This is a genomic window from Ruegeria sp. BF12 (assembly GCF_056538705.1).
The window spans coordinates 397,096-423,779 of record NZ_JBQFTP010000003.1 but is presented as its reverse complement, the minus strand read 5'-3'; the positions used below and the strand labels follow the sequence as shown (position 1 = coordinate 423,779).

General features: G+C 58.6%; 23 protein-coding genes. 14 read left to right on the top strand and 9 right to left on the bottom strand.

The genetic code is table 11. From position 1 onward, the window contains the following. Positions 1-3: 3 nt before the first annotated feature. Positions 4-2,136: a malate synthase G gene (locus ACR0J0_RS07720; RefSeq protein WP_480662654.1), complete on the bottom strand. Its 2,133-nt coding sequence runs from the start codon at positions 2,134-2,136 to the stop codon at positions 4-6. 205 nt (positions 2,137-2,341) lie between these two features. On the opposite strand from ACR0J0_RS07720, the gene pepN reads away from it, so the two are divergent. The 5 genes from pepN (at position 2,342) to ACR0J0_RS07695 (ending at position 8,871) form a co-directional block, all read left to right on the top strand. After that, complete coding sequence (gene pepN, locus ACR0J0_RS07715) at positions 2,342-4,894, top strand: aminopeptidase N (protein WP_480662653.1); 2,553 nt, start codon at positions 2,342-2,344, stop codon at positions 4,892-4,894. Beyond that, positions 4,891-5,319, top strand: coding sequence for a hypothetical protein (locus ACR0J0_RS07710; protein ID WP_480662651.1), 429 nt, complete (start codon positions 4,891-4,893; stop codon positions 5,317-5,319). Before pepN ends, ACR0J0_RS07710 begins: the two co-directional genes overlap by 4 nt. 130 nt (positions 5,320-5,449) lie before the next feature. Further along, entirely contained in the window at positions 5,450-6,709 is a 1,260-nt protein-coding gene (locus ACR0J0_RS07705; RefSeq protein ID WP_480662649.1) for a hypothetical protein, read from the top strand. Between the two features lie 70 nt (positions 6,710-6,779). Beyond that, on the top strand, positions 6,780-8,291 hold the full coding sequence (gatB, locus tag ACR0J0_RS07700) for an Asp-tRNA(Asn)/Glu-tRNA(Gln) amidotransferase subunit GatB (protein ID WP_480662647.1): 1,512 nt from the start codon (positions 6,780-6,782) through the stop codon (positions 8,289-8,291). A gap of 175 nt (positions 8,292-8,466) precedes the next feature. Beyond that, complete coding sequence (locus ACR0J0_RS07695; RefSeq protein ID WP_480662645.1) at positions 8,467-8,871, top strand: DUF4177 domain-containing protein; 405 nt, start codon at positions 8,467-8,469, stop codon at positions 8,869-8,871. 60 nt (positions 8,872-8,931) lie between these two features. Here ACR0J0_RS07695 and ACR0J0_RS07690 read toward each other — a convergent pair whose 3' ends face one another. Then, entirely contained in the window at positions 8,932-9,321 is a 390-nt protein-coding gene (locus ACR0J0_RS07690) for a VOC family protein (RefSeq protein WP_480662643.1), read from the bottom strand. 49 nt (positions 9,322-9,370) lie between these two features. Here ACR0J0_RS07690 and ACR0J0_RS07685 point away from each other — a divergent pair, with 49 nt between their 5' ends. Beyond that, a complete protein-coding gene (locus ACR0J0_RS07685; protein WP_480662641.1) occupies positions 9,371-9,898 on the top strand; it encodes a winged helix-turn-helix transcriptional regulator in 528 nt (175 codons plus the stop codon). A gap of 18 nt (positions 9,899-9,916) precedes the next feature. Here the strand turns inward: ACR0J0_RS07685 and ACR0J0_RS07680 are convergent, their stop codons facing one another. Beyond that, positions 9,917-10,171: a BolA family protein gene (locus ACR0J0_RS07680; RefSeq protein WP_480662639.1), complete on the bottom strand. Its 255-nt coding sequence runs from the start codon at positions 10,169-10,171 to the stop codon at positions 9,917-9,919. A gap of 107 nt (positions 10,172-10,278) precedes the next feature. Between ACR0J0_RS07680 and ACR0J0_RS07675 the strand changes: the two genes are divergently transcribed. Continuing rightward, positions 10,279-10,905, top strand: coding sequence for a J domain-containing protein (locus tag ACR0J0_RS07675; protein WP_170331529.1), 627 nt, complete (start codon positions 10,279-10,281; stop codon positions 10,903-10,905). Between the two features lie 5 nt (positions 10,906-10,910). On the opposite strand, the gene ACR0J0_RS07670 is transcribed toward ACR0J0_RS07675, so the two are convergent. Continuing rightward, complete coding sequence (locus ACR0J0_RS07670) at positions 10,911-11,645, bottom strand: Hint domain-containing protein (protein WP_480662636.1); 735 nt, start codon at positions 11,643-11,645, stop codon at positions 10,911-10,913. Positions 11,646-12,189: 544 nt separating this feature from the next. Here ACR0J0_RS07670 and ACR0J0_RS07665 point away from each other — a divergent pair. The 6 genes from ACR0J0_RS07665 (at position 12,190) to ACR0J0_RS07640 (ending at position 18,207) form a co-directional block, all read left to right on the top strand. Continuing rightward, complete coding sequence (locus tag ACR0J0_RS07665; RefSeq protein ID WP_480662634.1) at positions 12,190-12,612, top strand: methyltransferase family protein; 423 nt, start codon at positions 12,190-12,192, stop codon at positions 12,610-12,612. 101 nt (positions 12,613-12,713) lie between these two features. Beyond that, positions 12,714-13,700: a cobaltochelatase subunit CobS gene (gene cobS / locus ACR0J0_RS07660; RefSeq protein ID WP_480662632.1), complete on the top strand. Its 987-nt coding sequence runs from the start codon at positions 12,714-12,716 to the stop codon at positions 13,698-13,700. Next, on the top strand, positions 13,700-14,062 hold the full coding sequence (locus tag ACR0J0_RS07655; RefSeq protein ID WP_480662630.1) for a hypothetical protein: 363 nt from the start codon (positions 13,700-13,702) through the stop codon (positions 14,060-14,062). The genes cobS and ACR0J0_RS07655 overlap by 1 nt, the downstream gene beginning before the upstream one ends. Next, positions 14,059-15,936: a cobaltochelatase subunit CobT gene (cobT, locus tag ACR0J0_RS07650; protein ID WP_480662628.1), complete on the top strand. Its 1,878-nt coding sequence runs from the start codon at positions 14,059-14,061 to the stop codon at positions 15,934-15,936. The genes ACR0J0_RS07655 and cobT overlap by 4 nt, the downstream gene beginning before the upstream one ends. Before the next feature lie 72 nt (positions 15,937-16,008). Beyond that, positions 16,009-17,799 carry an aminopeptidase P family protein gene (locus ACR0J0_RS07645; protein WP_480662626.1) on the top strand — a complete coding sequence of 597 codons (1,791 nt, stop codon included), beginning with the start codon at positions 16,009-16,011 and terminating at the stop codon, positions 17,797-17,799. A gap of 66 nt (positions 17,800-17,865) precedes the next feature. Further along, complete coding sequence (locus tag ACR0J0_RS07640) at positions 17,866-18,207, top strand: DUF427 domain-containing protein (RefSeq protein WP_480662624.1); 342 nt, start codon at positions 17,866-17,868, stop codon at positions 18,205-18,207. A gap of 14 nt (positions 18,208-18,221) precedes the next feature. Here ACR0J0_RS07640 and ACR0J0_RS07635 read toward each other — a convergent pair whose 3' ends face one another. Further along, on the bottom strand, positions 18,222-19,058 hold the full coding sequence (locus tag ACR0J0_RS07635) for a hypothetical protein (RefSeq protein ID WP_480662622.1): 837 nt from the start codon (positions 19,056-19,058) through the stop codon (positions 18,222-18,224). A gap of 703 nt (positions 19,059-19,761) precedes the next feature. Here ACR0J0_RS07635 and ACR0J0_RS07630 point away from each other — a divergent pair. Further along, complete coding sequence (locus tag ACR0J0_RS07630) at positions 19,762-21,129, top strand: DUF3179 domain-containing protein (protein WP_480662620.1); 1,368 nt, start codon at positions 19,762-19,764, stop codon at positions 21,127-21,129. Here the strand turns inward: ACR0J0_RS07630 and ACR0J0_RS07625 are convergent. The 4 genes from ACR0J0_RS07625 to lpxC form a co-directional block, all read right to left on the bottom strand. Beyond that, a complete protein-coding gene (locus ACR0J0_RS07625) occupies positions 21,126-22,811 on the bottom strand; it encodes a chloride channel protein (protein ID WP_480662619.1) in 1,686 nt (561 codons plus the stop codon). The two genes, ACR0J0_RS07630 and ACR0J0_RS07625, sit on opposite strands and share 4 nt — an antisense overlap. A 100-nt stretch (positions 22,812-22,911) precedes the next feature. After that, positions 22,912-24,561 (bottom strand): DNA repair protein RecN, encoded by a 1,650-nt coding sequence (recN, locus tag ACR0J0_RS07620; protein WP_480662617.1) that lies wholly within the window; start codon positions 24,559-24,561, stop codon positions 22,912-22,914. A gap of 35 nt (positions 24,562-24,596) precedes the next feature. Next, a complete protein-coding gene (locus ACR0J0_RS07615) occupies positions 24,597-25,439 on the bottom strand; it encodes an outer membrane protein assembly factor BamD (RefSeq protein WP_480662615.1) in 843 nt (280 codons plus the stop codon). Between the two features lie 127 nt (positions 25,440-25,566). After that, positions 25,567-26,487: a UDP-3-O-acyl-N-acetylglucosamine deacetylase gene (gene lpxC, locus ACR0J0_RS07610; protein WP_480662613.1), complete on the bottom strand. Its 921-nt coding sequence runs from the start codon at positions 26,485-26,487 to the stop codon at positions 25,567-25,569. Between the last annotated feature and the right edge of the window lie 197 nt (positions 26,488-26,684).

Below are 26,684 nucleotides of genomic sequence, written 5' to 3'. Positions count from 1 at the left end.
ACGTTAAAGGCTGGCTTTCAGTTCCAACCGGCGGGCATGCAGGACCGGCTCGGTATAGCCCGATGGCTGCACGCGCCCCTTGAAGACCAGATCACAGGCCGCTTGGAAAGCAATTCCGTCAAAACCGGGCGCCAACGGGCGATAATCCGGATCATCCGCATTCTGGCGGTCCACCACCGCCGCCATCTTTTGCATCGCGGCCATGGCCTGCTCTTTCGAGATGATGTCGTGATGCAACCAGTTGGCCAACGCCTGAGACGAAATCCGGCAGGTCGCGCGATCTTCCATCAAGCCGATATCGTTGATGTCCGGCACCTTCGAACAGCCAACACCCTGATCGACCCAGCGCACCACATAGCCCAGAATGCCTTGCGCGTTGTTCTCGATCTCACGCGTGACCTCATCATCGCTGAGGTTGCGGCCGCCCAGCAGAGGAATGGTCAGCAGATCGTTCAGCGTACCGCGTGCACCGCCTGCAGCCAGTTCGTCCTGACGGGCGAGTACGTCCACCTTGTGGTAATGCGTTGCGTGCAGGGTCGCTGCGGTCGGCGACGGCACCCAGGCGCAGGTCGCGCCGGATTTCGGGTGGCCGATCTTTTGCTCCAGCATGTCGCCCATCCGGTCGGGCATTGCCCACATGCCCTTGCCGATCTGTGCCTTCCCTTTCAGTCCGCAAGCCAGGCCAATATCGACATTGCGATCCTCGTAGGAGGCAATCCACGGCGTGTTCTTGATGTCCCCCTTGGGCAGCATCGGCCCGGCTTCCATCGAGGTGTGGATTTCATCCCCGGTCCGATCAAGGAAGCCGGTATTGATGAAGGCCACACGCGATTTCGCGGCACGAATACATTCCTTGAGGTTGGCCGAAGTCCGGCGCTCCTCATCCATGATACCCAGCTTCACGGTGTTGCGCGGCAGGCCAAGGATGTCTTCGACCATATCGAAAATCTCAACCGAGAAAGCGACTTCCGCTGGCCCGTGCATTTTGGGCTTCACCACATAGACCGAGCCTGTGACCGAATTCCCACCCTCGCGCTGCAGGTCATGCATAGCGATCAGCGTGGTGCAAAGCGCATCCATCAGCCCTTCGCCGATTTCGTTGCCATCGCCATCCAGAACAGCCGGGTTAGTCATCAGGTGGCCCACGTTGCGGACCAGCATCAGAGATCGGCCTTTGAGAACATCCCATGCGCCATTGGCGGTCGTATAGGTCAGATCGTCAGCCAGTTTACGCGTGAAGGTGGAACCGCCTTTGGTAACCTCTTCGGTCAGGTCGCCCTTCATCAAACCCAGCCAATTGCCATAGGCTACAACCTTGTCTTCGGCATCGACACAGGCCACCGAGTCCTCACAATCCATAATCGTGGAAAGCGCGGATTCCAGATAAACGTCCGCGATTCCCGCAGGATCGGACGCGCCGATGTTGCTGGACGGGTCGATCACGACCCGGATGTGCAGACCATTATTCTTCAGCAGTACGAAATCTGGGGTCCCGGCCGAACCGCCGTAGCCTACAAAACGCGAAGCATCGGCCAATGCAGGCACCAGCGCGCCCTCTTCGACACGCAGTTCAGATACATCCGCCCATGAACCGCTTACCAATGGCACCGCGTCATCCAGAAATCCTTTTGCCCAGGCAATCACCCGCGCGCCGCGTGCTGCGTCATAGCCGCCTGCCTTGGGCAGATCACCCATCGCATCCGTGCCGTAAAGCGCGTCATACAAGCTGCCCCAGCGCGCATTGGCAGCATTTAGCGCAAATCGGGCATTGGTGATTGGAACAACAAGCTGTGGCCCAGGGATCGAGGCGATCTCGGGGTCGACATTGGCGGTTTCGATCTGGAAATCCGCACCTTCCTCGACCAAATAGCCAATCTCGCGCAGAAACGCCTGATAAGCCTCGGCGTCATGCTCCTGCCCCAGGTGCTCAAGATGCCATGCGTCGACCTTGCCCTGGATATCCTGTCGCTTGGCCAGAAACGCGCGATTCTTGGGGCCCAACTCGGCAACCATGCGCGCAAGACCGTCCCAGAAGGCATCCGCTGTGACACTTGTTCCCGGCAGGACCTGCCCCTCGATAAACTCGGCCAGAACCTTATCCACCTGCAGTCCGCTGCGCGACTGTCTGCTGCTCATGTTGTCTCTCCTGGGAATGTGCACGACTGTATGCCGTCAGCATTTAGGGCGAAAGTTTCCGATAGGCAACTTGCGTCGCAGCGTCGCGGTCAAAAAGACTTACCAAAATCCGGTTCGGGGCATGCACAGGCAGGTCCGGCACCGCTTGCAGCCAACCGCCACAGCCCATACGTTCGCGCAAACAAGAAATGATGCGAGGCCCCTGATGCGCGACGCTGCCCCAACGACAATTTATCTGAAAGACTACACACCCTTTGGGTATCTGGTAGACAGCGTGCATCTGACGTTCGATCTTGCCGCCCACGCGACCCGCGTGACCTCGCGCATCGCATTTCGCCCGAACCCGGATGCCACCGACAAGACGTTCTTTCTGCATGGTGAAGAGCTGACACTGATCCGCGCATTGATCGACGGCACGGACATTACGCCCGAGGTCACCGACAAAGGCCTGACAGCCACCGTGCCCGATGCCCCCTTCGTCTGGGAAGCCGAGGTCGAGATCGATCCCGGCAACAACACCGCGCTCGAAGGGCTTTATATGTCTAACGGCATGTACTGCACCCAGTGCGAGGCCGAGGGATTCCGCAAGATCACTTATTACCCCGACCGCCCCGATGTGATGTCAACATTCACCGTGCGCATCAATGGCGACCTTCCGGTGCTGCTCTCCAACGGCAACCCCTCGGGCAAAGGCGAAGGCTGGGCCGAATGGACCGATCCGTGGCCCAAACCCGCCTACTTGTTCGCGCTAGTCGCCGGTGACCTGATCTCTCATCCCGGCCAGTTCACCTCAATGTCGGGCCGAGAGGTCGAACTGAACCTCTGGGTCCGCCCCGGCGATGAGGGCAAATGCGACTTCGGCATGGAGGCGTTGAAGAAGTCCATGAAATGGGACGAGGACGTCTATGGCCGCGAGTACGACCTGGACGTGTTCAACATCGTGGCCGTCGACGATTTCAACATGGGCGCGATGGAGAACAAGGGGCTGAACATCTTCAACTCTTCAGCTGTTTTGGCCAGCCCCGAAACCTCGACCGATGCCAACTTCGAACGCATCGAGGCGATCATCGCGCATGAGTACTTCCACAACTGGACCGGTAACCGGATCACCTGCCGCGACTGGTTCCAGCTGTGCCTGAAGGAAGGCCTGACAGTATTCCGTGACGCGCAATTCACATCCGACATGCGTTCGGCCCCGGTGAAACGCATCCATGACGCCATCGACCTGCGCGCACGGCAATTCCCCGAGGATAATGGGCCTCTGTCCCATCCGGTCCGGCCTGAGAGCTTTCAGGAAATCAACAACTTCTACACCGCAACGGTTTACGAGAAAGGCGCCGAGGTCATCGGCATGTTGAAACGTCTGGTCGGGGATGACGCCTATGCCAAGGCGCTCGACCTGTATTTCGACCGCCACGACGGTCAGGCCTGCACCATCGAAGACTGGATCAAGGTGTTCGAGGATACCACCGGTCGCGACCTGAGCCAGTTCAAGCGCTGGTACAGCCAATCCGGCACACCGCGCGTGACCGTGAGCGAAGACTGGAATGACGGCACCTATACGCTGACCCTTGCCCAGCGCACCGAAGAAACGCCGGGCCAGCCCGAGAAGCTGCCGCAGGTGATCCCCGTTGCCGTCGGCCTGCTTGGCCCCAACGGAGACGAAGTACGCGCAACCGAAGTTTTGGAACTGACCGAAGCCGAGCAGAGCTTCACCTTCACCGGCTTGGCAGCCAAACCTGTGGCCTCGATCCTGCGGGATTTCTCGGCCCCTGTGATCCTCGAGCACGACCACACCGATGCTGAACGCGCATTTCTGCTGGCCCACGACACCGATCCGTTCAACCGTTGGCAGGCGGGGCGGTCACTAGCCCAGGACACGCTGCTGCGCATGATCCTCGAAGACGCTGCGCCGGGCGCCGACTACCTGGACGGGATTCTGGCGGTACTGCGCGACGGTGAACTGGACCCCGCCTATCGGGCCTTGATGCTGGGGCTTCCCACCCAGTCCGAGTTGGCCGCTTCTTTGTACGATCGCGGCGAAACGCCCGATCCAATGACGATCTGGACTGCTGTCGAAACGCTGCGGCAGGCAACAGCGCAGCATGTTCAGGACTTGCTGCCACGCCTGCACAGCGAGACCTTGATCGAAGCCGCATACAGCCCTGATGCCGAGCAAGCCGGCAAACGCTCGCTTGGCAGCGCCGCACTGGCTCTGACCTCGCGGTTGGATGGCGGCGCAAGGGCGGCCGAGGAATACAACGCGGCGGGCAACATGACGCTGCAACTGAACGCCCTGTCCTGCCTGCTGCGCGCTGGTAAAGGCGAAGCCGAACTGTCTGCGTTCTACGACCAATGGCAACATGACCGTCTGGTCATGGACAAATGGTTTGGCCTTCAAGTCGCAATGGCGTCCCCCGTTACCACTGCCGACATTGCGCGCGCGCTCACAGAGCACGCTGAATTCAACTGGAAGAACCCCAATAGATTCCGTGCCGTCATGGGCGCTCTGGCAATGAACCACGCTGGTTTCCACCGCGAAGACGGTGCCGGTTATGAACTGCTGGCGGACTGGCTCATCAAGTTGGACCCGGTCAACCCGCAAACCACTGCACGGATGTGTTCGGCGTTCCAAACGTGGAAACGCTATGACGCGGACCGGCAGGACTTGATCCGTGCACAACTGACCCGCATCGCCGAAACGCCAAATCTGTCACGTGACACGACCGAGATGGTTTCTCGTATCCTCAACGCATGACGGACTTCACGTTCACCCGTCAGAACAGGGCGCCGCGCACAGTCGGTGTCCTGATCTGCGTCTATGCGGCGCTCCTTGCCCTTGTGATCCTGTTTGACGCGGCGTGGTGGCTAGTTGGTCTTATGAGCTTGGCCACTTTGCCTGCCCTATGGGACATTGCGCAGAACACCAGCGCCGGGTTGAGCCTGGATCAGGACAAACTGCGGTGGTTTACCGGAACCCGCGAGGCCGAGGTCGAGTGCTCGGACATAGACTACATCCGCTTCGATACCCGGTGGGATTTCTCGGTTCGCGTCTCGCTGGTTCTGGTCTCTGGGAAACGTATTCGATTGCCGGACGAGTCGACCCCACACCACCGCGAATTCGAACAGGTGCTGCAGCAAGCGGGCTTTCGTGTCGAACGTCACCACTTCACCGCATTCTGAAACAATGTTTGCAAAATTTGAAAATTATCTAAGAAAATTTAACGATAGAATCCAAAAAACTTGAATTCGGTATCATTTCCGGCAAAGCTTTCAAGCTAGGTTACTTGGTTTTTTTGTTTCGAGTGTTGCCATGTTCTGGTTTTTTAGGGACCGTTGGTCTCGTTCCCGGTCTTCTTCGCGCCCAACCGCGCCGGATACGCGCCACGCGGATTCTGCTATTGCCGCTGTGTTGCCCGATCAAGGGCAGTTGAACATCCCATTAGCCGATATTCAGGCGCAGGATGAGATTGGGCGGAGTTCTATTGAGCAAGGGCGTTTTCTGGCCAGACAGGACCGATGGACAGAATTGACTGACCTGATGCGCGCTGCGGACGATGCGCGCGACACGGCGCCGGACGGGATGCCAATCGCGGAACTGTTGGCCTTTGGCGCTCGGGCCGATGTGGTCTTGGCCGTCGAGCACGCCCTCTCTGACGCCAAGGCGCTGTCGGAAATTGATGTGCTGAGCGGGATTTCAGAATTGGAAGACGAAATGCGCGCCCACGCCGACGATCCGATGATCGCACTCGTGGTGGCGCTCGCGCATATTGACCTCGCATGGGCGTGGCGGGGCACAACAACGGAAGCAACCCTGCCTACGCTACACCGATCCCGGTGTTCCGCGCATTTCGACCGAGCCGCAGCGATTTTTCCGGAATGCCGCGCGGCCGCGCCGAACAGCCCGATCGTCGCCGCTGCAGGCTGTGCCCTGCTTGCGGGCCAGCGCACGGCCAATACGCGTGTGGCAGATGAATACGAACGGCTGATCGAATTGGACCCACACAACCAGCGGCACATGCGCGCGATGGGCACTCATCTGTTGCCGCGCTGGTTCGGCAGTTATGACGAGCTTGAGGTTCAGGCCCTACGCATGGCGGCCCGCACGCAAGAGCTATGGGGTGCCGGCGGCTATACCTGGGTACAGTTCGACGCGATTGCGCTGGACGAAGAGGCCTGCGCGCGCTTGGATGTCGACTACTTCGTGGAAGGTTTACACGACATTCTGCGCCGGCGTCCGGATCAGCAGACCGTCAATTTACTTTCGGCCTATTGCTCCATCACGATCCAGAAGGGCGCTGGCCGAAACGACAAAGCTGATCAGGTACGCAGCCAAATTCATGAGGCCGCAAACTGGCTGATCCGCGATCACCTGACCGAGTTGCACCCGCTGATTTGGGCCCATGCAGCGAACGGGTTCAATAACAGCGTCCGCATCAGTTCGCCCGAGCGGTTTGCGGCCCGTGGCCAACGTGACGCTTTGCGCGCGATAGCCGATCTGTTCCGTGATGAGCTGCGCAGCGGACTGGACGTGACCTTCACGCCGAAGGGTCTGCACCTGTCCGGGCACTGATTCCCCCTTGCCCCTAGGCCGTGCCGGGCCTAATACGCAGGCTTAGACTTCTGCGGAAATGAGGCGCGCCATGCTCGACCTGACATACGAAATGCCCAAACCCAAAACCATTGCCGGGGCCAAGCACGACTGGGAACTGGTTATCGGGATGGAGGTGCACGCTCAGGTCTCGTCCAATGCCAAGCTGTTTTCGGGCGCATCGACCCGGTTCGGGGCCGAGCCGAACTCGAACGTGGCTTTCGTCGACGCGGCGATGCCGGGGATGCTGCCGGTTATCAACGAGTTCTGCGTGGAACAGGCCGTCCGTACCGGCCTTGGCCTGAAGGCGGATATCAATCTGAAATCGGCCTTTGACCGCAAGAACTACTTCTACCCCGACCTGCCTCAGGGCTATCAGATTTCCCAGCTGTATCACCCCATCGTGGGCGAAGGCGAAGTGCTGGTCGAGATGGGCGACGGCACCGCGCGCATGGTCCGCATCGAACGCATCCACATGGAGCAGGACGCCGGTAAATCGATCCACGACATGGATCCGCATATGTCCTTCGTCGACCTGAACCGCACCGGTGTCTGCCTGATGGAGATCGTCAGCCGCCCCGACATTCGCGGACCCGAAGAGGCCGCCGCCTATATCGCCAAGTTGCGTCAGATCATGCGTTATCTGGGTACCTGCGACGGCAACATGCAGAACGGCAACCTGCGGGCGGACGTGAACGTTTCGATCTGCTTGCCGGGCGCATATGAGAAGTACCAGGAAACGCAGGACTTCTCGCATCTGGGCACCCGCTGCGAGATCAAGAACATGAACTCGATGCGCTTTATCCAGCAGGCGATCGAGGTCGAAGCCCGTCGTCAAATCGCCATCGTAGAAGCCGGAGGCAAGGTCGATCAGGAAACCCGCCTGTACGACCCGGACAAGGGTGAAACCCGCTCAATGCGGTCGAAGGAAGAGGCGCACGACTATCGCTATTTCCCCGACCCCGACCTGCTGCCGCTGGAGATTGAACAGGCATGGGTCGACGACATTGCGGCCAATCTGCCCGAGTTGCCAGACGACAAGAAGGCACGATTCATCAGCGAGTTCGGCCTGACCGACTACGACGCGTCGGTGCTGACCGCTGAGGTGGAATCCGCCGCTTATTTCGAAGAGGTCGCCAAGGGTCGCAACGGTAAGCTGGCCGCGAACTGGGTGATCAACGAACTGTTCGGTCGACTGAAAAAAGAAGACCATGACATCACCGAGTCTCCGGTTACGCCTGCGCAGTTGGGCGGGATCATTGACCTGATCGCCTCAGACGCCATCTCGGGCAAAATCGCAAAGGACCTGTTCGAGATCGTTTACACCGAAGGCGGTGACCCCGCGCAGATCGTCGAAGACCGCGGTATGAAGCAGGTCACGGACACAGGCGCTATCGAAGCCGCGCTGGACGAGATCATCGCCGGCAACCCGGCACAGGTCGAAAAGGCCAAAGTGAACCCGAAACTGGCGGGTTGGTTCGTAGGTCAAGTGATGAAGGCAACCGGCGGCAAGGCCAACCCCAAGGCCGTCAACGAGTTGGTCAGCAAGAAACTGGGATCGTAAGCCTTTCGGATTAAACGACTTCTACGGCAGGTTTCAGGCGTATGGCCTGGACCTTGCCGGTCCCTGCGCAGGGTACGCGCAACAGATGACACAGAATTTGCCCTGCGGGCGAAGATGACTTTTCGAAACCCGGCAACATGTTAGATTGCTTGGGATCGGCAACCAGGAAGATCTGATGCAGCGCTACGAATACAAAGTTGTCCCCGCCCCGCAAAAAGGCACCAAGGCCAAGGGCGTCAAAACCGCCGAAGGGCGGTTTGCTGTGTCAATCGAACAGGTCCTGAACCAGATGGGCCAGGACGGCTGGGAATACCAGCGCGCGGAACTATTGCCCAGCGAGGAGCGCTCGGGCCTGACTACGTCGACCGTGAACTGGCGCAATGTTCTGGTGTTTCGGCGTGAAATCGAGGTCACGTTCACCTCGACGCGCACGGCGGACGAGACCGTTGAGGAGGTTGTCGAGGCGCAGCCGATCCCAGGCTCTGAAGAAGTGCAAGCGCCCGCGCCCATTTCCGAAGAGGTCAAGGACCCTCCACTGACCCTCAAAGCGGCGGACTTGTCCGACACGGGCAAAGACTAGCCATAACCAGCCCGCAAAGCTGGTCCATGGTTCGTCGCGTTTTCAGACCCTTAATCAGAGTTACTCTGCCGCATTCGCGGCCTGGGTGAGATCTTGCGCCAGCATCAGTGCGTTTCCGTCAGGATCGTAAAAGGTCGCGGTGCTGACCATGCCTTCGATGGTTTCCGTTTCACCATCGAACCTAACGCCCGAAGCTTCCAAAGACTTCCGGGCCACTGTGATATCGGACACCCCAAACACCGGCACCGTATTACCCGGCGCGGGCTCTGCCTGTTCGCCCAAACCTAGGGTCACGCCTTCGGTTTTGGTCTTCATCTCGCTCCACCCGGCTTCATCAATGTGGTGGATCAGCTCAAAGCCCAGCTTGGCCTGATACCATTCGGCGCTGGCGTGTCGATCCCGCACGGACATAGCCAGCGTTATCGTGTTTTCCAATGAGACAAGTGGCATAGAACTTTCCTTTGGTTTAAAAATAAAGTAACTATACTTTATGGACATAATGATTCTTGTCAAGCTCACGTCCCGCGCCTGGTCCCTGAATATTCTGGCATTGATGCACGAGGGCCTTCCTGGGCGTCAGGCACCCTTGCTGGCTGCGACAACGGCCAGTCGGACGTCTTTTACCCAAAGTCTTGATCACTTGATTCAGCTGGGATTTCTGGAACGGAACCCCGGTCACGGTCATCCGCTAAGACCCGAATTCCGACTGACTCAGATCGGTGTGCCGATGGCCGAAACCGCCAGCCGGATCGTAAATACCGTGCCGAGTGATATAGAATTCGCTGTGCTACGCCGCAGCTGGACCGCGCCCATTCTGGCGCTGACCGACGTACCGCGACGTTTCTCAGCCCTCAAATCCGGTCTGGTCACAATCTCGGATCGGGCATTGTCGACGTCGCTCCACCGACTGGAAGAGCAGGAATGGATACAACGAGAAATCGACGCGACGCACCGCCAGCCCTTCCCAACTTATCGCGCGATAAACCGGGGTTTCGCGATCAATCAGGCAATTGCGCTTGCCGCCTGACCAAAGTGCAAGGCTTGCTTAGGAATCAACATCCAGCGCCAGCGCATGAATGCGGGGAACGATATCGCCCAGCGCCTTGTGAACAGCCCGATGGCGGGCAACACGGGACTGCCCTTCGAATGCGCGGGCACGGATACGGACGTTGAAATGGCTTTCACCACCCTCTTGATACCCGGCATGACCGCGATGTCTTTCACTGTCATCCACGACCTCTAGCTCGCTTGGTTCAAACGCGGCCTGCAGGCGGGATCGGATCTCGTCAGTCACGGTCATTTTTTCGCTCAGCGGCAAAAATTTTGCCGCCCCCCTCTTCTACTTTCGGCTGCTTAGACTAAACTGCTGCCTCCGAGTCGAAAAGATGCGTTCGTAAGGATCAGAGCATGACGAAATCAGACCCCTTCGGATTCGATATGTCCGTTTCCAGCGCCAAGAAAAAGAACCCGCGCGGGCGTCGGGGGATGTCGGGCGCATCTGAAACCTCAGTGCGAATCTGTGACCATGAGGGCTGCAACGAGCCGGGTAAGTTCCGCGCACCCAAGGCACCCGATGTTCTGGATGATTTCTTCTGGTTCTGCCAGCAGCACGTGCGCGAGTATAACCAAAAGTGGAACTTCTTTGACGGCACCACCGAGGCCGAGCTGAACGCCCAACGCTCCAAGGACAAAGTGTGGGAACGCGAGACCAAGCCCATGGGCGACCCTGAGGCGCGCGCCTGGGCCCGTCTGGGCATCGAGGACCCGCATCAGGTGCTTGGCGCGAACAGCACCCAGAACAAGGGCCGCACCTCTGGCGGCGGCGGTCGTCGTCTGCCCCCGACCGAGCGTCGTGCAATCGAGATTCTGGAAGCCAACGACAGCTGGACCAAGGCCGAAGTGCGCAAAGCCTACAAGAAGCTGATCAAGGTGCTGCACCCGGATATGAACGGCGGCGATCGCTCGCAGGAAGAGCAGTTGCAAGAGGTCGTCTGGGCCTGGGATCAGATCAAGGACAGCCGGAACTTCAAGTAATCGGGTTACTGGGTCAGCATACTACTTAACGCCTCGGTCTCGGGGCGTTTCAAACAACGAATACGTGTCTGTTTCCAGTTGGATGCAGGGCCACGCAGTTCGGGAAAAAGCTCACGAAGCTCTTCGACATCTTCACGATCGAAAGACAAAAGGGCCATATCGCCTAGAAATAGGCTTTCCGTTGGCAAACCATCCGACATCAATATCGCGTGGCGGCTGCACGCAATGTGGTAGTATGTGACCGTCTCATCGGATTGTATCTGACGAATTTCTTTATCATTAACCAGATGAATTGCTGCGGCGAAGACCTTCGGCTCTCCAAACAACAATTCCGCGCGCCACCCTTCCATTACAATCCGGTGTTGGGGTGACACATATAGATCGCGGGTTGGTAAGCCGTCTCCCATCGCTCCCTTCTGAATGCAAACTGGCCGCAAGTGTGGATTTCGCTTCAACGTTTCCGCGCTTAGGGTTTTTTCACCAATCCACAGAATAGGCAGCAATTCACCGCTGGACACGCGAACCTTGTCCCCCACCGACAGTTCTTCGACCGGGCAGTCACCTTTTTCGGTCTCTATCAAAGTCCCCTTGACGAAACACGGCACAGTTCCGGCAGGAAGGTCAACCGTTACTATGAGCGAGTCATTGTTGCCGTTTCCAGGACCAGTCGATGCGAATATTTCGACAGTGAGCTGCGTGTTCAGGGGTATGTCCGCACCCGGCGTAAGTTCGACGGTCAAAACGCCAGTCGGAGAAATTGACACAGTGTAATCAGAAGGGTCCAACCCGCCTGTCCCCGTAACAACCACAGTCCATGAAGCCCCGGCTTTCGTAGCGGTGTACTGCTGCATAACGGAGGTCGATCCACCGGGAATCGCGATCGAAGACGGGCCTAAAATTGTAAGTGACATGCGAACCCTTGGAACCTAACTACAAACAGAAACACTTGGCACAGTGTACAAGATGCACATTAACTCAAAATTAACATCTAAATGTTAGAATTTGATTTTTTTGCATTGGCGATGTTCTGCATTCCCTTTCGATGTCTGCATTCAGTCGCTTTGGGGTGGGGTGTTTGCTCAATCTGTTACAATTTGCCGTTACGCCCTATCTAATGGGCCGAACCTTTGGCCCATACCCAACCAGAGATCTGCCCGACTTGGGCCTGTGGCCCAGCGCCAGCGGTTGGCGGCACCATGCGGCCTTTGGATTGTTCCGCCTGTTTTGCGGCGCGACAGTGGTTTTTGCCCTTTGCGAGGCCTGGGTCAACGGCTGGGATATTGGGTGCGTTATGTGATCGGCGTTCCCATCATGGTGCTGTCCTTCGGGATCACCCTCTGGGGTTATCGATTTCTGGGCCTCGACAACACCTATTGCGAGAGCGACGGGCTGGTGACCGGCGGCATGTACGCCTATTCGCACAACCCGCAATATGTGACATCGGTTCTGGCCACTGTGGATCTGGGTATTGCTAGCGGATCCTGGGTGACCCTCGGATTGGCCGCGTTGGTGTTCGTTATCTACTTTCTATTCGTCTTGAACGAAGAACGCTGGTTGCTGCAGGAATACGGCCGTGCGTTCCAGGAGTACATGCATTCCACCCCTCGGTTCGTTGATGAACGCAGCCTGATCCGGGCCAGTGACGCGATCCTCGAACAACCATCTGCGTGCGTCGATAAGGCCAGTTTCAAAGAAACATCCGCCTAAGTCCCTACGCGCGCGGCTTTCCCTTGCCCTTGCCCGCAATATGTTGCACCACACACGGGTTCAAACCCGGCAATGCGGGCCAAAGGATAAGGACAAGGCGAATGGCTGACGGATCGATCGATATCAACGCAAAACCCACCGAAGATATTTCGGTCCGTGACGTGTTCGGTATTGATACCGACATGGCGATCAAGGGCTTTGCAGACCGCAGCGACCGTGTGCCTGCCATCGATCCGACCTACAAGTTCGACCCCGAGACCACGCTGGCGATTCTGGCAGGCTTTTCCCACAACCGCCGGGTGATGATCCAAGGATATCACGGCACGGGTAAGTCGACCCACATCGAACAGGTTGCCGCCCGCCTGAACTGGCCCGCCGTGCGGGTGAACCTCGACAGCCACATCAGCCGGATCGACCTGATTGGTAAAGATGCCATCAAGCTGCGTGACGGCAAGCAAGTCACCGAATTCCACGAGGGCATCCTGCCCTGGGCCCTGCGGAACCCCGTCGCCATCGTGTTCGACGAATACGACGCAGGCCGCGCGGACGTGATGTTCGTGATCCAGCGGGTGCTGGAGCATGATGGTAAGCTGACCCTGCTGGACCAGAACGAGATCATCACGCCGAACCCGAACTTCCGCCTGTTCGCCACCGCGAACACGGTCGGTCTGGGCGACACCACCGGCCTGTATCACGGCACGCAACAGATCAACCAGGCGCAAATGGACCGTTGGTCGCTGGTTTCTACGCTGAACTACCTCAGCCACGACGCCGAGACGATGATCGTTCTGTCCAAGGCACCGCACTACAACACCGAGAAGGGTCGCAAGACCGTCAGCCAGATGGTCACAGTCGCCGACCTGACCCGGACCGCCTTCATGAACGGCGACCTGTCCACCGTCATGAGCCCGCGAACCGTGATCAACTGGGCCCAGAACGCCGAGATCTTCCGTGACGTCGGCTATGCCTTCCGCCTGTCTTTCCTGAACAAATGTGACGAGCTGGAGCGCCAAACGGTCGCCGAGTTCTATCAGCGCTGCTTCGACGAAGAACTGCCGGAAAGCGCTGCGAGCGTGAGCTTGGGGTGATGAACGCCACACATTATTCTTTGTCGCTGACGCGGGATAGCGTAGCAGCAGGGGATGATGTGTCCGCACCTCATCGCGCTATTCTTATTGTTCCTGCACCAACGACGGGCTTTGATCTATGCAAAGCCATTCAGTCGCGGAATTACTTGGCGCGCATTTCAGGAGGTATGGCGACTTGGGTGGTTGAAGTGGATGAGGTACCTGTCGGTGTCATTGCCCAGCAATGGAAGACGCCGAAATCCATTGTCTTGAACCTGAAACCAAGCCAGAATTCTCAAGTTCACTGCAGATACCTGCTGCAACGGGACCCAGATGCTGTCTTCGCCGAATACTCTGATCCGGATTTGGGAAAACCAAAATGAGTAAACCAAACGACAACCCCGCCGATCCGTTCAAAAAGGCCTTGGCCGAGGCGACGAAGGTCATGGCTGACGATCCCGAACTGTCGGTGAGCTATACCGTCGACCCATCCGGTCTGTCGGGTGAATCGATGCGTCTGCCGCAGGTTTCTCGCCGTATGACCCGCGAAGAGGTTCTGTTGGCGCGCGGAACGGCGGATGCTCTGGCGTTGCAGCGCAAGTACCATGACGACGCGACCCACGCGCGCTATGCGCCTCCGGGCGATATGGCGCGGGATTTGTACGAGGCGATGGAGGTTGCCCGGTGCGAGGCGATGGGCGCGCGGGATATGCCCGGTACCGCCAGCAACATCGATGTAAAGATCGGGCACGAGGCGCTGCGGCGCGGCTATGATCAGTGCAAACAGCCTGCGGACGCACCGCTTTCGGTTGCTGCAGGCTATCTGATCCGGCACCTGGCCACCGGGCGGGACTTGCCGCCTGCGGCTGAAAACATCATGAACCTGTGGCGTGGCTTCATCGAAGAACAGGCCGGCGGTACGCTGGACAACCTGCAAGAGATCCTCTCGGATCAGGCCGAGTTCGCCAAATTCGCACGGCAGGTGATCAAGGATCTGGGGTACGGCGACCAGTTGGGCGAAGACCCGGATGAGCTGGACGACGAACAGGAAGATCAGGCTGAGGACGACGCCGAAGAACAGCCCGATCCCGACAGCACCGGTCAGGATGATCAGGACGAACAAGAGGCCGACGCGACCCCTGAACAAACTCAAGAAGAGCAGCAGGACCAGTCTCAGGCTCAGGTCTCGATGGACGAGATGGCCGAGGATGAGATGGGTGATGAGGCTGAGATGCCGGAAGGCGAGGCCCCGATGGAGCCGCCTGCTCCGCCGCCAGCGTCTGAGGCCGACCCGGACTACAAGGTCTATCTGAGCACCTACGACGAAGAGATCGCGGCCGAGGATCTGGCAGAACCTGCCGAACTGGAACGGCTGCGGGCCTATCTGGATCAGCAGCTGGAGCCGCTGAAAGGTGCCGTCAGTCGTCTGGCGAATAAGCTGCAACGCCGGTTGCAGGCACAGCAGAACCGGTCTTGGGAGTTCGACCGCGAGGAGGGTATCCTCGATGCCGGTCGTCTGGCACGTGTGGTGGCGAACCCAACTACTCCGCTGAGCTTCAAGGTCGAAAAAGACACCGAGTTCCGCGATACAGTTGTGACGCTGCTGCTGGACAATTCAGGCTCGATGCGCGGACGTCCGATCTCGATCGCTGCTATCTGTGCCGATGTTCTGGCCCGGACGCTGGAACGCTGCAACGTGAAGGTCGAGATTCTGGGATTTACCACACGGGCATGGAAAGGCGGTCAGGCACGTGAAGCGTGGCTGAACGATGGCCGCCCGCAGCAGCCAGGGCGTCTGAACGACCTCCGCCACATCATTTACAAAGGGGCGGATGCCCCGTGGCGCCGCGCACGACCCAATCTGGGTCTGATGATGAAAGAGGGCCTGCTGAAAGAGAACATCGACGGTGAAGCTTTGGAATGGGCGCACCGCCGGATGCTGGCGCGGCGAGAACAGCGCAAGATTCTGATGGTGATCTCGGATGGTGCGCCGGTCGATGATTCAACTTTGAGCGTCAACCCCGCTAATTATCTGGAAAAACACCTGCGCGACGTGATCGCCATGGTCGAAAAGCGCAAGATGGTCGAGCTTCTGGCCATCGGGATCGGCCACGACGTGACCCGTTATTATGACCGCGCTGTGACGATCACGGATGTCGAGCAGTTGGCGGGCGCAATGACCGAGCAGTTGGCGGCTCTATTCGACAGTGACCCCCGTGCCCGGGCCCGTGTGATGGGTATGAAAAAGGCCAGCTGAAGCTGGCCTTGCCTCCGGCAGGAGTATTTCAGAAAAGATGAAGGGGTAAGACCCGTCTGAGAGAGGTATGAGATGTTTCAGTCCTTTGCCGTGACAGCGCGCCCGGAACAGGGACCACCCCGGCTGGCCGCCCTGCGGGCCGAAATGGCGCAGGAAGGGGTCGACGGGTTTCTGATCCCGCGCGCGGACGCGCACCAAGGTGAGTACGTAGCACCACGGGATGAGCGACTGGCATGGCTGACCGGGTTTACCGGCTCGGCAGGGTTTTGCGCGGCCTTAACGGATACTGCCGGCGTGTTCATCGACGGGCGTTATCGCACGCAGGTCAAGGCACAGGTCGCGGCCGAATTCACGCCGGTGCCATGGCCCGAAACCAGCCTGAGTACGTGGCTGAAAGAGCAACTGCCCAACGGTGGCAAGGTTGCCTTTGATCCTTGGCTGCATGCGGCTGGCCAGATTTCCAGCACACAAAAAGAGTTGAACGGAAGCGGCATCGAACTGGTGCGCAGTGACAATCTTGTGGATCGCGTCTGGCCTGATCAGCCGGATCCTCCGCTGAACCCGGTCAAGGCGCATCCGATTGAGTTTTCCGGCGAAACAGCCGCAAGCAAAACCGCGCGGCTGGCAGACGACCTGCAGCAGAACGGATGTACTGCGGCGGTCATTACTCTGCCGGATTCGATCATGTGGCTCCTGAATATTCGAGGGTCGGATATCGGGTACAACCCGGTTGCGCATGGGTTCGCCATTCTGCATGCGGATGGGCGGGTCGACCTTTTCATGGACGCGCAAAAACTGGCTGGGTTGAACGACCATCTCGGAAGTCAGGTGCAGGTCCATAAACCTCAGGCATTTCTGGGCGTGGTCGCTGAACTGGAAGGATCCGTTCAGGTCGATCTTGGAACGCTGCCGCAGGCCGTCGCGGACGTGTTGGGCGGCAAGATGCTGGACCGGGGCGATCCTTGCGCCTTGCCCAAAGCGCGCAAGAACCCGGCTGAAATCGCAGGCAGCGCCGAGGCGCATCTGCGCGACGCCGTGGCCGTCATCGAGACACTTTTCTGGCTGGACGCACAGGTCCCTGGCGCTCTGACCGAAGTGGAGGTGGTCACGCAGCTTGAGGAGAACCGCCGCCGGGACAACGCCTTGCAGGATATCTCGTTCGACACGATTGCCGGCACCGGGCCCAATGGCGCGATCATGCATTACCGGGTGACTGAAGAGACAGACAGCCGGCTGGAGGATGGGCATCTGCTGGTTCTGGACAGCGGCGGGCAGTATCTCGATGGCACGACCGACATCACCCGCACCATCGCGATCGGGGGCGTGGGTGATGAGGAAAAAGCGTGTTTCACGCGCGTTCTGAAAGGGATGATCAATATGTCCATGCTACGCTGGCCTGTTGGGTTGGCCGGGCGGGACATTGAATGCATCGCACGGGCTCCTCTTTGGCTGGCGGGTCAGGATTTCAATCACGGGGTTGGCCATGGGGTCGGCGCGTATCTGAGCGTCCACGAAGGGCCGCAGCGCCTGTCGAAGGTCAGCAATGTGCCGCTGGAACCGGGCATGATCCTGTCCAATGAGCCGGGATACTACCGCGAGGGTGCCTTTGGTATTCGGATCGAAAACCTTGTTGTGGTGCAAGAGGCCCCGGCCCTGCCCGGCGGGGATGACGAGCGCGCAATGCTGAATTGGCGAACCCTGACCTACGTTCCGATTGACCGGCGGCTTATAGTAGTCGATATGCTTACGCAGGAAGAACGAGCGTGGCTGAATGCCTATCACCGCGACGTTGCGGAAAAAGTCCGTCCAAGGCTGGGCGTTGACGCTCAACTGTGGTTGGATGCCGCAACTGCACCGATCTGACACTGAACTGTCACATAAACTGGGCAGAGGAGTGATCCGAAGAATAAGACGAGGGAAGAAGCAGAGATGACTGAGATAACGATCCGTAAGGCAGCTGGTAAATGGAGTGTTCGTTCCGGCGGCGCCGTTCTTGGAGAGAGCATGAACGCACTGGAACTGTTGGAAGGTGATTTGGAACCGGTGATATACTTCCCTCGCGCCGATATCGGGATGGCCTTTCTGGACCGTACGGAGAAGGTCACACATTGCCCGCATAAAGGGGATGCGACGCACTACTCTATCGCAAACAAATCTTCGGTGACCGAAAACGCAGCCTGGAGCTATGAAGACCCTGTTCCGGCGATGGCCGAAATCAAGGACCACGTCGCGTTCTATCGCGTCGACTCCGTGAAGGTCGAGCAGATCTAAGGATAGATCCGGCCTCAGATTCCCTCTCTTACCCGTTCGGTTCTGGCCACGTCGTGGCTCACACGGCCGTAGGCCTGCGCCATGGACGTCAGGGTGTGTGGCGGGCAGCCAGTTTCAGTCAGGCAAGAGGCATCGATGACCCGAGCCTGGCCCTGAAAGGCGGTTTCAACCGTCTGGTCCACAGGTTCGTTTCGGGCACCGATTGTCAAATTGTGATAGTGGAACCCCTGTCCGGGCGCCGTGACTCCCAGTTTGTTGCGCACTCTGTGTGACGCGAGCCAATCAAGAAAGCACAGTAGACGGTCATCCTGTTCCGGTGCGGGGACATGGGTTACCTCGATGCGGTCTTGTTGTGGCTGGTGGCGAAATTTCACAAATGTTTTGGGCGTCCAGTTCCGGAGGGGTTGCACGAAAACAATAAAACGACCCATACGCCAACCGCGTAAGCGCGGACCCAGACCCAACATCGTCACCAAGCTGACCGGCGCTTGTGACACGGCGTAAACGGAGGCAAAGAGATCGCATTTACCATCGTTTTTGCGTTTGAGCGTCATCGCATTGAAGTTTCCCCGGTTCGTATAATTCCGCGGCGACCCCAGAGCCCGCCTCAGCCCCAGACAGTTGATGGTGTAAGGCGCGTGATCCTGAAAGCCGATCTCCGCAATCTGTGGCAGACTATGTGCAAGCAGCGTTGCAGTTCCCAGAACCCCTGCCGCCAGAAACACGCGGCGCGCCTGAATTCGCGTGCTGTCATTCAATTCCAAGCACAAACAGTTTTTCTCGTTTTCGAAGCAGTGAACGCCGCCTGCCACCGGCCGGACCGGGTCGGCCGCTGTTGTCTGTATACGCATTCTGAGGTCCTCCAAAATGGACACGAAAGAATACGTTTAGATTGAAAAAATTTACTTGCGTGGCCCGGCGACGCACCACCTGCAAAGTGTCGGATCACCTCTGAAACACAACGCTGGCCGTCTTGGACAGGAAACAAATCCCCGATGAGCAGGAGGTTTTCCTCTGATAGGGTCACACTGTATCTCCGGGTTCAAGATCAGGCGGCAGTTCCATGCCGCAAGCCCGCGATGGTACCAGCTACTCTTGAAACAGGGGATGCAAAGCGAGATGCAGAAAGAGCATTGAACCGTGCCCCTGTTAACCTGAGATCTTGTTCAAAATTAATTCAGTGCAGTTGTGCCGCTCAAGTTTCTGAAACTTTGCAGGTCCCGCCTCCCACACGGGAGAAACTAAAATCGCTATGTACTTGTGAAAATACCGTGGCAGACCTTACCCATATTAACGATTTTTCTGGGTTTGGATCAAGAAAACAGGAAAATCAGAACGATCTTGGCCCGCGCATTTCACGTAGAAAACCAGCAATAATCGGCCCCAAACCCAAGGCTTTTAACCTTGTTCGGCGGTTCGGCGGATTCTGTTAAACGTTACGACAACATCCGGCGCGACCGGTCTCAAGTGCGTTCACGGCGCGTTCACGAGGCTGTTTCATGCATTTGAAGCACCAAGCGTGCACAATGTTTCCGAACACCGCCAGAGGATGCCATGTCGATTACCCGTCGCAGTTTCGCCGGATCGCTGAGCGTCGGGATCATACTGCCCGGCGCGCTGTCCGCCCAGCAGGATCGTGTGCTGGAGGCCGTGCGATCCACCTTGTTCGGAAGTGCCTCAGAGTTTGAGCAAGGTATGGCCTTTCTGACAGAACGCGGCAATCCGGACGTTGTCCCAGCCCTGCTGACTGGTATGCGATTTGGCAGGCGTCGCAGTGACGAGATCGCGCGCGTTATGCGCTCTTTGACCGGAGAGGACATCGGCGCAGACTGGTTTGACTGGATGCTGTGGCAGGAAAAGAACCCGCAGATTGTGCCCCACCCGTCTCTGATTCCGTTCAAGCGCGAAGTGCTGCTTGGGATCGATGGAAACTTCGACGATTTTCTACGCCCGGAATACCTGCAGCCTGACAAGATGAAAATCCGTCTGGAAGAAATCGCCTGGGGCGGTGTGCGAAAGGACGGCATCCCCTCACTGGACAATCCTGGGCTGATCCCCGCTGCGCGTGCTGATTACCTCAAGGACGATGACCTGGTCTTTGGCGTGTCGATCAACGGAGACGAACGGGCCTATCCGCTACGGATCATGGGCTGGCATGAGATGTTCAATGAGGTGATCGGCGGCGTTCCAGTGGCGCTGGCCTATTGTACGCTGTGCGGATCCGGAATTCTGTTCGAAACGCAGGTGCCCGGGCGTGAGAAACCGTTGATCTTTGGCTCATCCGGGTTCCTGTATCGGTCCAACAAGCTGATGTTCGACCGCCAGACACACTCTTTGTGGAACCAATACACAGGCAAGCCGGTTGTTGGCCCCCTGGTCGATAGCGGAATTGAGCTGAAGCAGCGCCCCGTAGTTATTACGACTTGGGAAAGCTGGAGAACATCACACCCCAAAACGCAGGTGCTGTCGCTGAAAACTGGGCACCGGCGGAACTATGGGTCGGGTGTGGTCTATCGCGAATACTTCGCCTCACCCGAGTTGATGTTCCCTGCGCTGGTTGATCAGTCCCATCACCAGCAGAAGGACTATGTCTTCGCCATTCGCCAGTTTGGCGCGGCACGGGCATGGCCTTTGGATTTGTTCAACAAGGCGCGGGTCATCAATGATGCAATTGCCAACCGCCCGCTGGTGCTGATCGGGAACTCGGACAAACGCGCGGTGCGGGCCTATGAGCGTGCGTCACATAAGTTTACTGCGTCAGGGGACGGTTTGGTGGACGAAAAAGGCCGGAAATGGACCATGACCGAAGAAGCACTGATCGGGCCGGATGGCACACGGCTGCCCCGGGTCGCTGGCCATATCTCATACTGGTTCGCGTGGAACAATTACCTTGGCGATGCCGCAACCGTGTACCGGCGTTAGGAATGCTCCTCGGCTGCCGTGGCAGCCAGCGCTCGGTTATAGGCCTTCAGGGCGTCGATGTGATACAGCGCCCCGACCGGAGTTTCACTGCCATCGGCCTCAACGATGACGACTGGAATACAAGGGATGTCATCGCGGTCGAAATAAGGCATCGCGGCCTCAAGCGTATCTCCGGCCTGCACGCAGAGGCCCTGTTCTATCAGTTCCCGGGCCTGCTCATTCGTGATTGAGCGTGTGTCACCAATGGGGCGCATAACCGCCCCGGCGCGCAGCATGGCAAGAAGATAGGCTTGCGGCCCGGCTGCCAGGTGCACATTGCGACGTTCGAGTTGGGTCAGGAAGAACGACCGGTCAACAAGGCGCGAGGCCAAAGCGGTCGACATCGAGACCGAGACCATCACCGCGATCCCGATCTGCCAGTCTCCGGTCAGTTCAAAGACAATCATCGTGGTTGAGATCGGTGCCCCAAGAACGGCAGCCGCCACAGCCCCCATACCTGCAAAAGCATACAGAGTGTGGGTGCCTGACACATCCGGCAGCAAACCCGTTGCGATCAAACCAAAGGCCAGCCCGGTCAACGCCCCGATCATAAGCGAGGGCGAGAACACTCCGCCCCCCATACGCCCGCCCATGGTGATGGCCAAAGCAACTGTTTTGATCACCGCGAACAGGATGGCGACCGTCAAAGTCAAATCCCCGGCCAGGGCGCGGATCGTGGTCTCATACCCCACACCGATGATATGCGGAAACCAGATCGCAAGCAGGCCCAGCATCGCACCGGACACAGCCGGGCGCAGCCAACGCGGCAGGGAAAGACGGCTCTGGATATGATTGCCGATATCCTCGGCAAAAAAGATCGAACGCATCAGCAGTAGGGACACCAGCCCGCAGATCAGGCCGAGGATCAGAAAGGCTGGCAGTTCCACGTAAAATTGCAACGAGCCCGGCGTCTCGAGTACAAACTCGGTCACGTCGCCATATTCCAGCCGGTTGATCACCGTCCCCGCGACCGAGGCGATCACGATCGGCGCAAAGGCATGCACCGCGAAATGGCGCAACACGACTTCAAGCGCGAACAACGCGCCGGCGATGGGTGAATTAAAGCTGGCCGACACAGCAGCGGCCACCGCACACCCCAACAAATCGCGCCCCGTAATGCCATCGGCATGGATACGGTTGCTGACCCAGGTCGATATCACCCCGGCCATATGGACAACTGGCCCTTCTCGCCCCGTCGACCCTCCGGTGCTGAGCGTGATAAGCGAGGCAAAGAAGGACGCGATGCCCGCCTTTTCTTCGACCCTACCATCGGTCACCGCAGAACCCTCGATCACATCTGCAACCGATCGAACACGCCCGTCGTCGGTGAACTTGTGCAGGATGATCCCCACGATCAGTCCGCCGATGATCGGCGTTATCAAAATCAGAAACCAGGGCAATTTCTCGGCATGGCTGTGCAGCAGCAGAATATCGTCGGTGTCATAGACATAGGCCTGCAAGGCTCGGATCGCCTTGCGGAATCCCAGCGCCATGAAACCCGCTGCAATACCGATGGCCAGTGCGATGAACCAGAACTGGATTTGACTGGGACCGCGTCGAAGCATCACCCGCCAAGCGTCCTTGATCGCGGCCAGAGCCTGATTGAGCTGGTTGCGCAGAACGGTGCGGGTTGATTGCGTCATTGGCCCTCGGGGATCACGTCTTTCCCCTTAGTAAGCCACGGAGCGCCCTTATAAAAGTGGGATCGCGACGGTTTGAATGCAGGAAAGCGGCAGAATGACGTCAGGCATCCAGCAGCGCACGGGCAGCGGCGCGCGCCTCGTCGGTGATGGTGTCGCCTGCGACCATGCGGGCGATCTCATCCACACGGTCCGGCTCGCCCAACGGCACGACGGTGGACAAGGTTTGCCCATTTGTGACCTGTTTCTGAACGCGCCAATGATGCGCCGCACGGGCGGCCACCTGTGGCGAGTGCGTCACGACCAGCACCTGCCCGCCCTGCGCCAGCGAAGCCAGTCGCCGGCCAACTGCATCGGCGGTCGCACCACCGACACCACGGTCAATTTCGTCGAAAATCATCGTGCGGGCACTGTCGTCACCGGTCAGGCAAACCTTGAGCGCCAGCAGAAAGCGGCTGAGTTCACCGCCCGACGCGATCTTGTTCAGCGGACCAGATGGCGCACCTGGGTTGGTAGCAACGGTAAACGCCACAGCATCGGCGCCTTCGGGGCCGGGGTCGGCAACAGTGATTTCGGTCTGGAACACTGCGCGCTCCATTTTCAGAGGCGCGAGTTCGGTCATGACAGCCGAATCCAATTGCCCTGCCGCCGTATGACGAAGGACGCTAAGGTCCGCGGCAGCGTGATTGTAAGCGGTTTGCGCGGCTTCGACTGCAATGCGTTGGTCAGCCAAATCCGCATCCCCAGCCTCAAGCCGGTTCAACCGGTCCCGCAAAGTGTCAGCAAAGGCACCTAGGTCGTCGGGGGCAACATCATGCTTGCGGGCCAGTGCGCGGATCGCGAACAGGCGCTCTTCGGCGGCCTCCAATTCTGCCGGATTGAAATCCAGAGCCTGAAGGCAGGCATTCACACCATCCTGCGCCTCCCCCAACTCGATCAGCGCACGCCCCAACGCAGCGATGGGTTCCTCAAGCTGACCGCCCGCGTTGTCCGAAACCCCTTCAAGCCAGCGCACGGCGTCCGCCATTGCCGCCTCGGCCCCGTTGCCGCCTAGCAAATCAAAAGCGCGGGCAACATCATCGCGGATACGTTCGGCCCCCTGCATCATGCGACGGCGGGCGTCGAGCTCAGCATCCTCGCCCGGTTGCGGGTTCAGTTTATCCAGTTCAGAGACAGAATGGCGCAGAAACTCTTCCTCTGCCCGCATGGCGGCAAGGGCCGCCTCTGTCTCGGTCAGAACCTTCCGAGCACGGGACATTTCCGACCAGGCCGATCTTACCTTGGCAAGGTGATCCCCTGCCCCGGCATAGTCGTCCAACATTGCGCGGTGGCCGCGCGGGTTCAACAGACCGCGGTCATCATGCTGCCCGTGCAGCTCGATTAATGTTTCGGACAATGCGCGCAGTACTTCACCCGAACAGCGGCGGTCATTGACCCACGCCGTCTTGCGCCCTTCAGCCGTATTGACGCGGCGCAGGATCAGTGCCTCGCCTCCGGGCAACCCTGCCTCGGCCAAAATGCCATGCGCCGGATGCCCTTCGGGCAGTTCGAACTCGGCCACGACTTCACCCTGTGCAGCGCCCTGCCGCACCAGCTCGGCCCGTCCACGCCAGCCCAGCACGAACCCCAACGAATCCAACAGGATCGATTTGCCCGCCCCGGTCTCACCAGTCAAAGCGTTCAGACCCGGCTGAAACGTCAGTTCCAGCCGGTCGATGATCAGCATATCGCGGATATCGAGGGCGCGCAGCATCGGGTCTTAGCGTCCCACCCCTTTGGCCATGGCGATTACAACCACTCACCTTTGAGAGTCTGACGGTAAATCGTGCTGAGCCAGTTGTTGCCGCGACTCTTCAGGTCTAGCCCACGCGACGTCAACAGTTTGTAGCCCGCATCATACCATTCAGACGACTGATAGTTGTAACCCAGAATGGCACCAGCCGACTGCGCCTCGTCAACCAGCCCCAGCGCCAGATATGCCTCGATCAGACGATAGAGCGCTTCAGCCGTGTGCGACGTAGTCTGGAAATCCTCGACCACAACCCGGAACCGGTTGATGGCGGCGGAATAGTGATCCTGACGCAGGTAATAGCGCCCGATCTCCATCTCTTTGCCTGCCAGATGGTCAAAGGCCAGGTCGAATTTCAGCACCGCAGAGGTCGCATATTCGCTGTCGGGATAAACCTCGATCACCGTTCGCAGCGATTGCAGCGCCTGAAAGGTCAGCCCCTGATCGCGCCCAACCTCGTCAATCTGATCATAATAGCTCAGTGCCAGAAGATACTGCGCATAGGCCGCGTCTTCGTCGGTTGGATAGAAATCAATGTACCGCTGTGCGGCAGCCCTGCTTTCCTCGTAATTCTTGTCCGCATGGTACGAAAACGCCTGCATGATCAGCGCGCGCTTGGCCCAGTCGGAATAGGGATACAGGCGTTCGACCTCCGAGAAATACCACGCCGCATCATCCGAACGATTCTGCGACAGCTCAAACTCGCCGCGCGTGAAAATCTGTTCGGGAGTGAACCCTTCCAGGTTCTGATCGCGGTCTGCGCCTTTGCCAGCGCACGCCGTCAAAACTGCTGTCAGAAGAATCGCGCCTGCGAATCTGACTGCCGCTTTGGTGCCAACCATTCCGCCTATCCTTGTCGTATTACTTGACGGGGTTATGCCCCGGTTTAGGCCATGGTCTAGCACATATAATTCCGGTGCAAAACGCCTTATGCGCCAGTTGGCGGAATTGTCGTCAGAGTTGATCCAATCAGGCGACTTCCGGGATTTCGTCCCAGACCAACCCCTGCCCGGGCAGACGGGCCGCCTGTTCGGGTGTGCACAGGATCGGGCGGACTGCGCCCGGCGTCTCAAACAGTTTGCGCAGCAATGTGTTGGTCATTGCGTGACCCGACTTGTCGCCAGTGAAGTGACCCAGAATTGGGCCGCCCGCTAGATACAGGTCACCCAGTGCATCCAGCATCTTGTGGCGCACGGCTTCATCCGCATGGCGGAAACCACCGGGAGTCAGGACTTCGTCACCCTGAACAACGACAGCATTTTCCAGCGTACCGCCCAGAGCCAAACCATTGTCGCGCATCGCTTCGACGTCGGTGCGGCGGCAGAAGGTCCGACAATCGCTGAGCTCACGCGCGAACGATCCGTTGCGCATGTCCAGACGCTTGGTCTGGCTGCCAATCGCACTGTCCTCAAAGTCGATGTGGAAATCGATGATCAGCCCGTCCGCAGGCGCAATCGATGCGCTGGCACCTTCACGCATAGCAGTCACCGGCTTTAGAACTTCGTAGGCCAGAACGGGGCTGGCCTGACGGCGAACGCCCTTGGCCATGATTCCGCGCACGAAATCGATTGACGAACCGTCCATGATCGGAACTTCGGGACCGTCGATTTCGATCAGAGCGTTATGAACACCACAACCGGCCAGAGCCGCCATGATATGTTCGACAGTGGAAACAGAGACACCCGCGTCGTTGATCAGACGGGTGCAGAGCGGGGTGCGCTCAACCACGTCATAGATCGCAGGGATGAGGGCATTGCCCAGCTCAATATCCGTCCGCTTGAACCAGATGCCGTGACCGGCAGCAGCCGGTTTCAGGACCATCGTCGCAGGCTTGCCGCTGTGCAGCCCGATGCCTGTAAACGTGACCGGAGATTTGAGCGTATGTTGCAAGGTGAACCTCGAAGAGTGGTGTCCGACCTGGTTCGGCCGTGTTGGACACTCAGTTAAGGAAGGCCGCGTCAAGGCTCAACTCACTCTTTGTAACCAAATGAAACATGGGTGTAACAGATCGGCAAATCCCTGCTTACACCCCTTCAAATACCTGTAAAACAAAAGAAAAGGGCCGCCATTTGGCGACCCATTGTAGT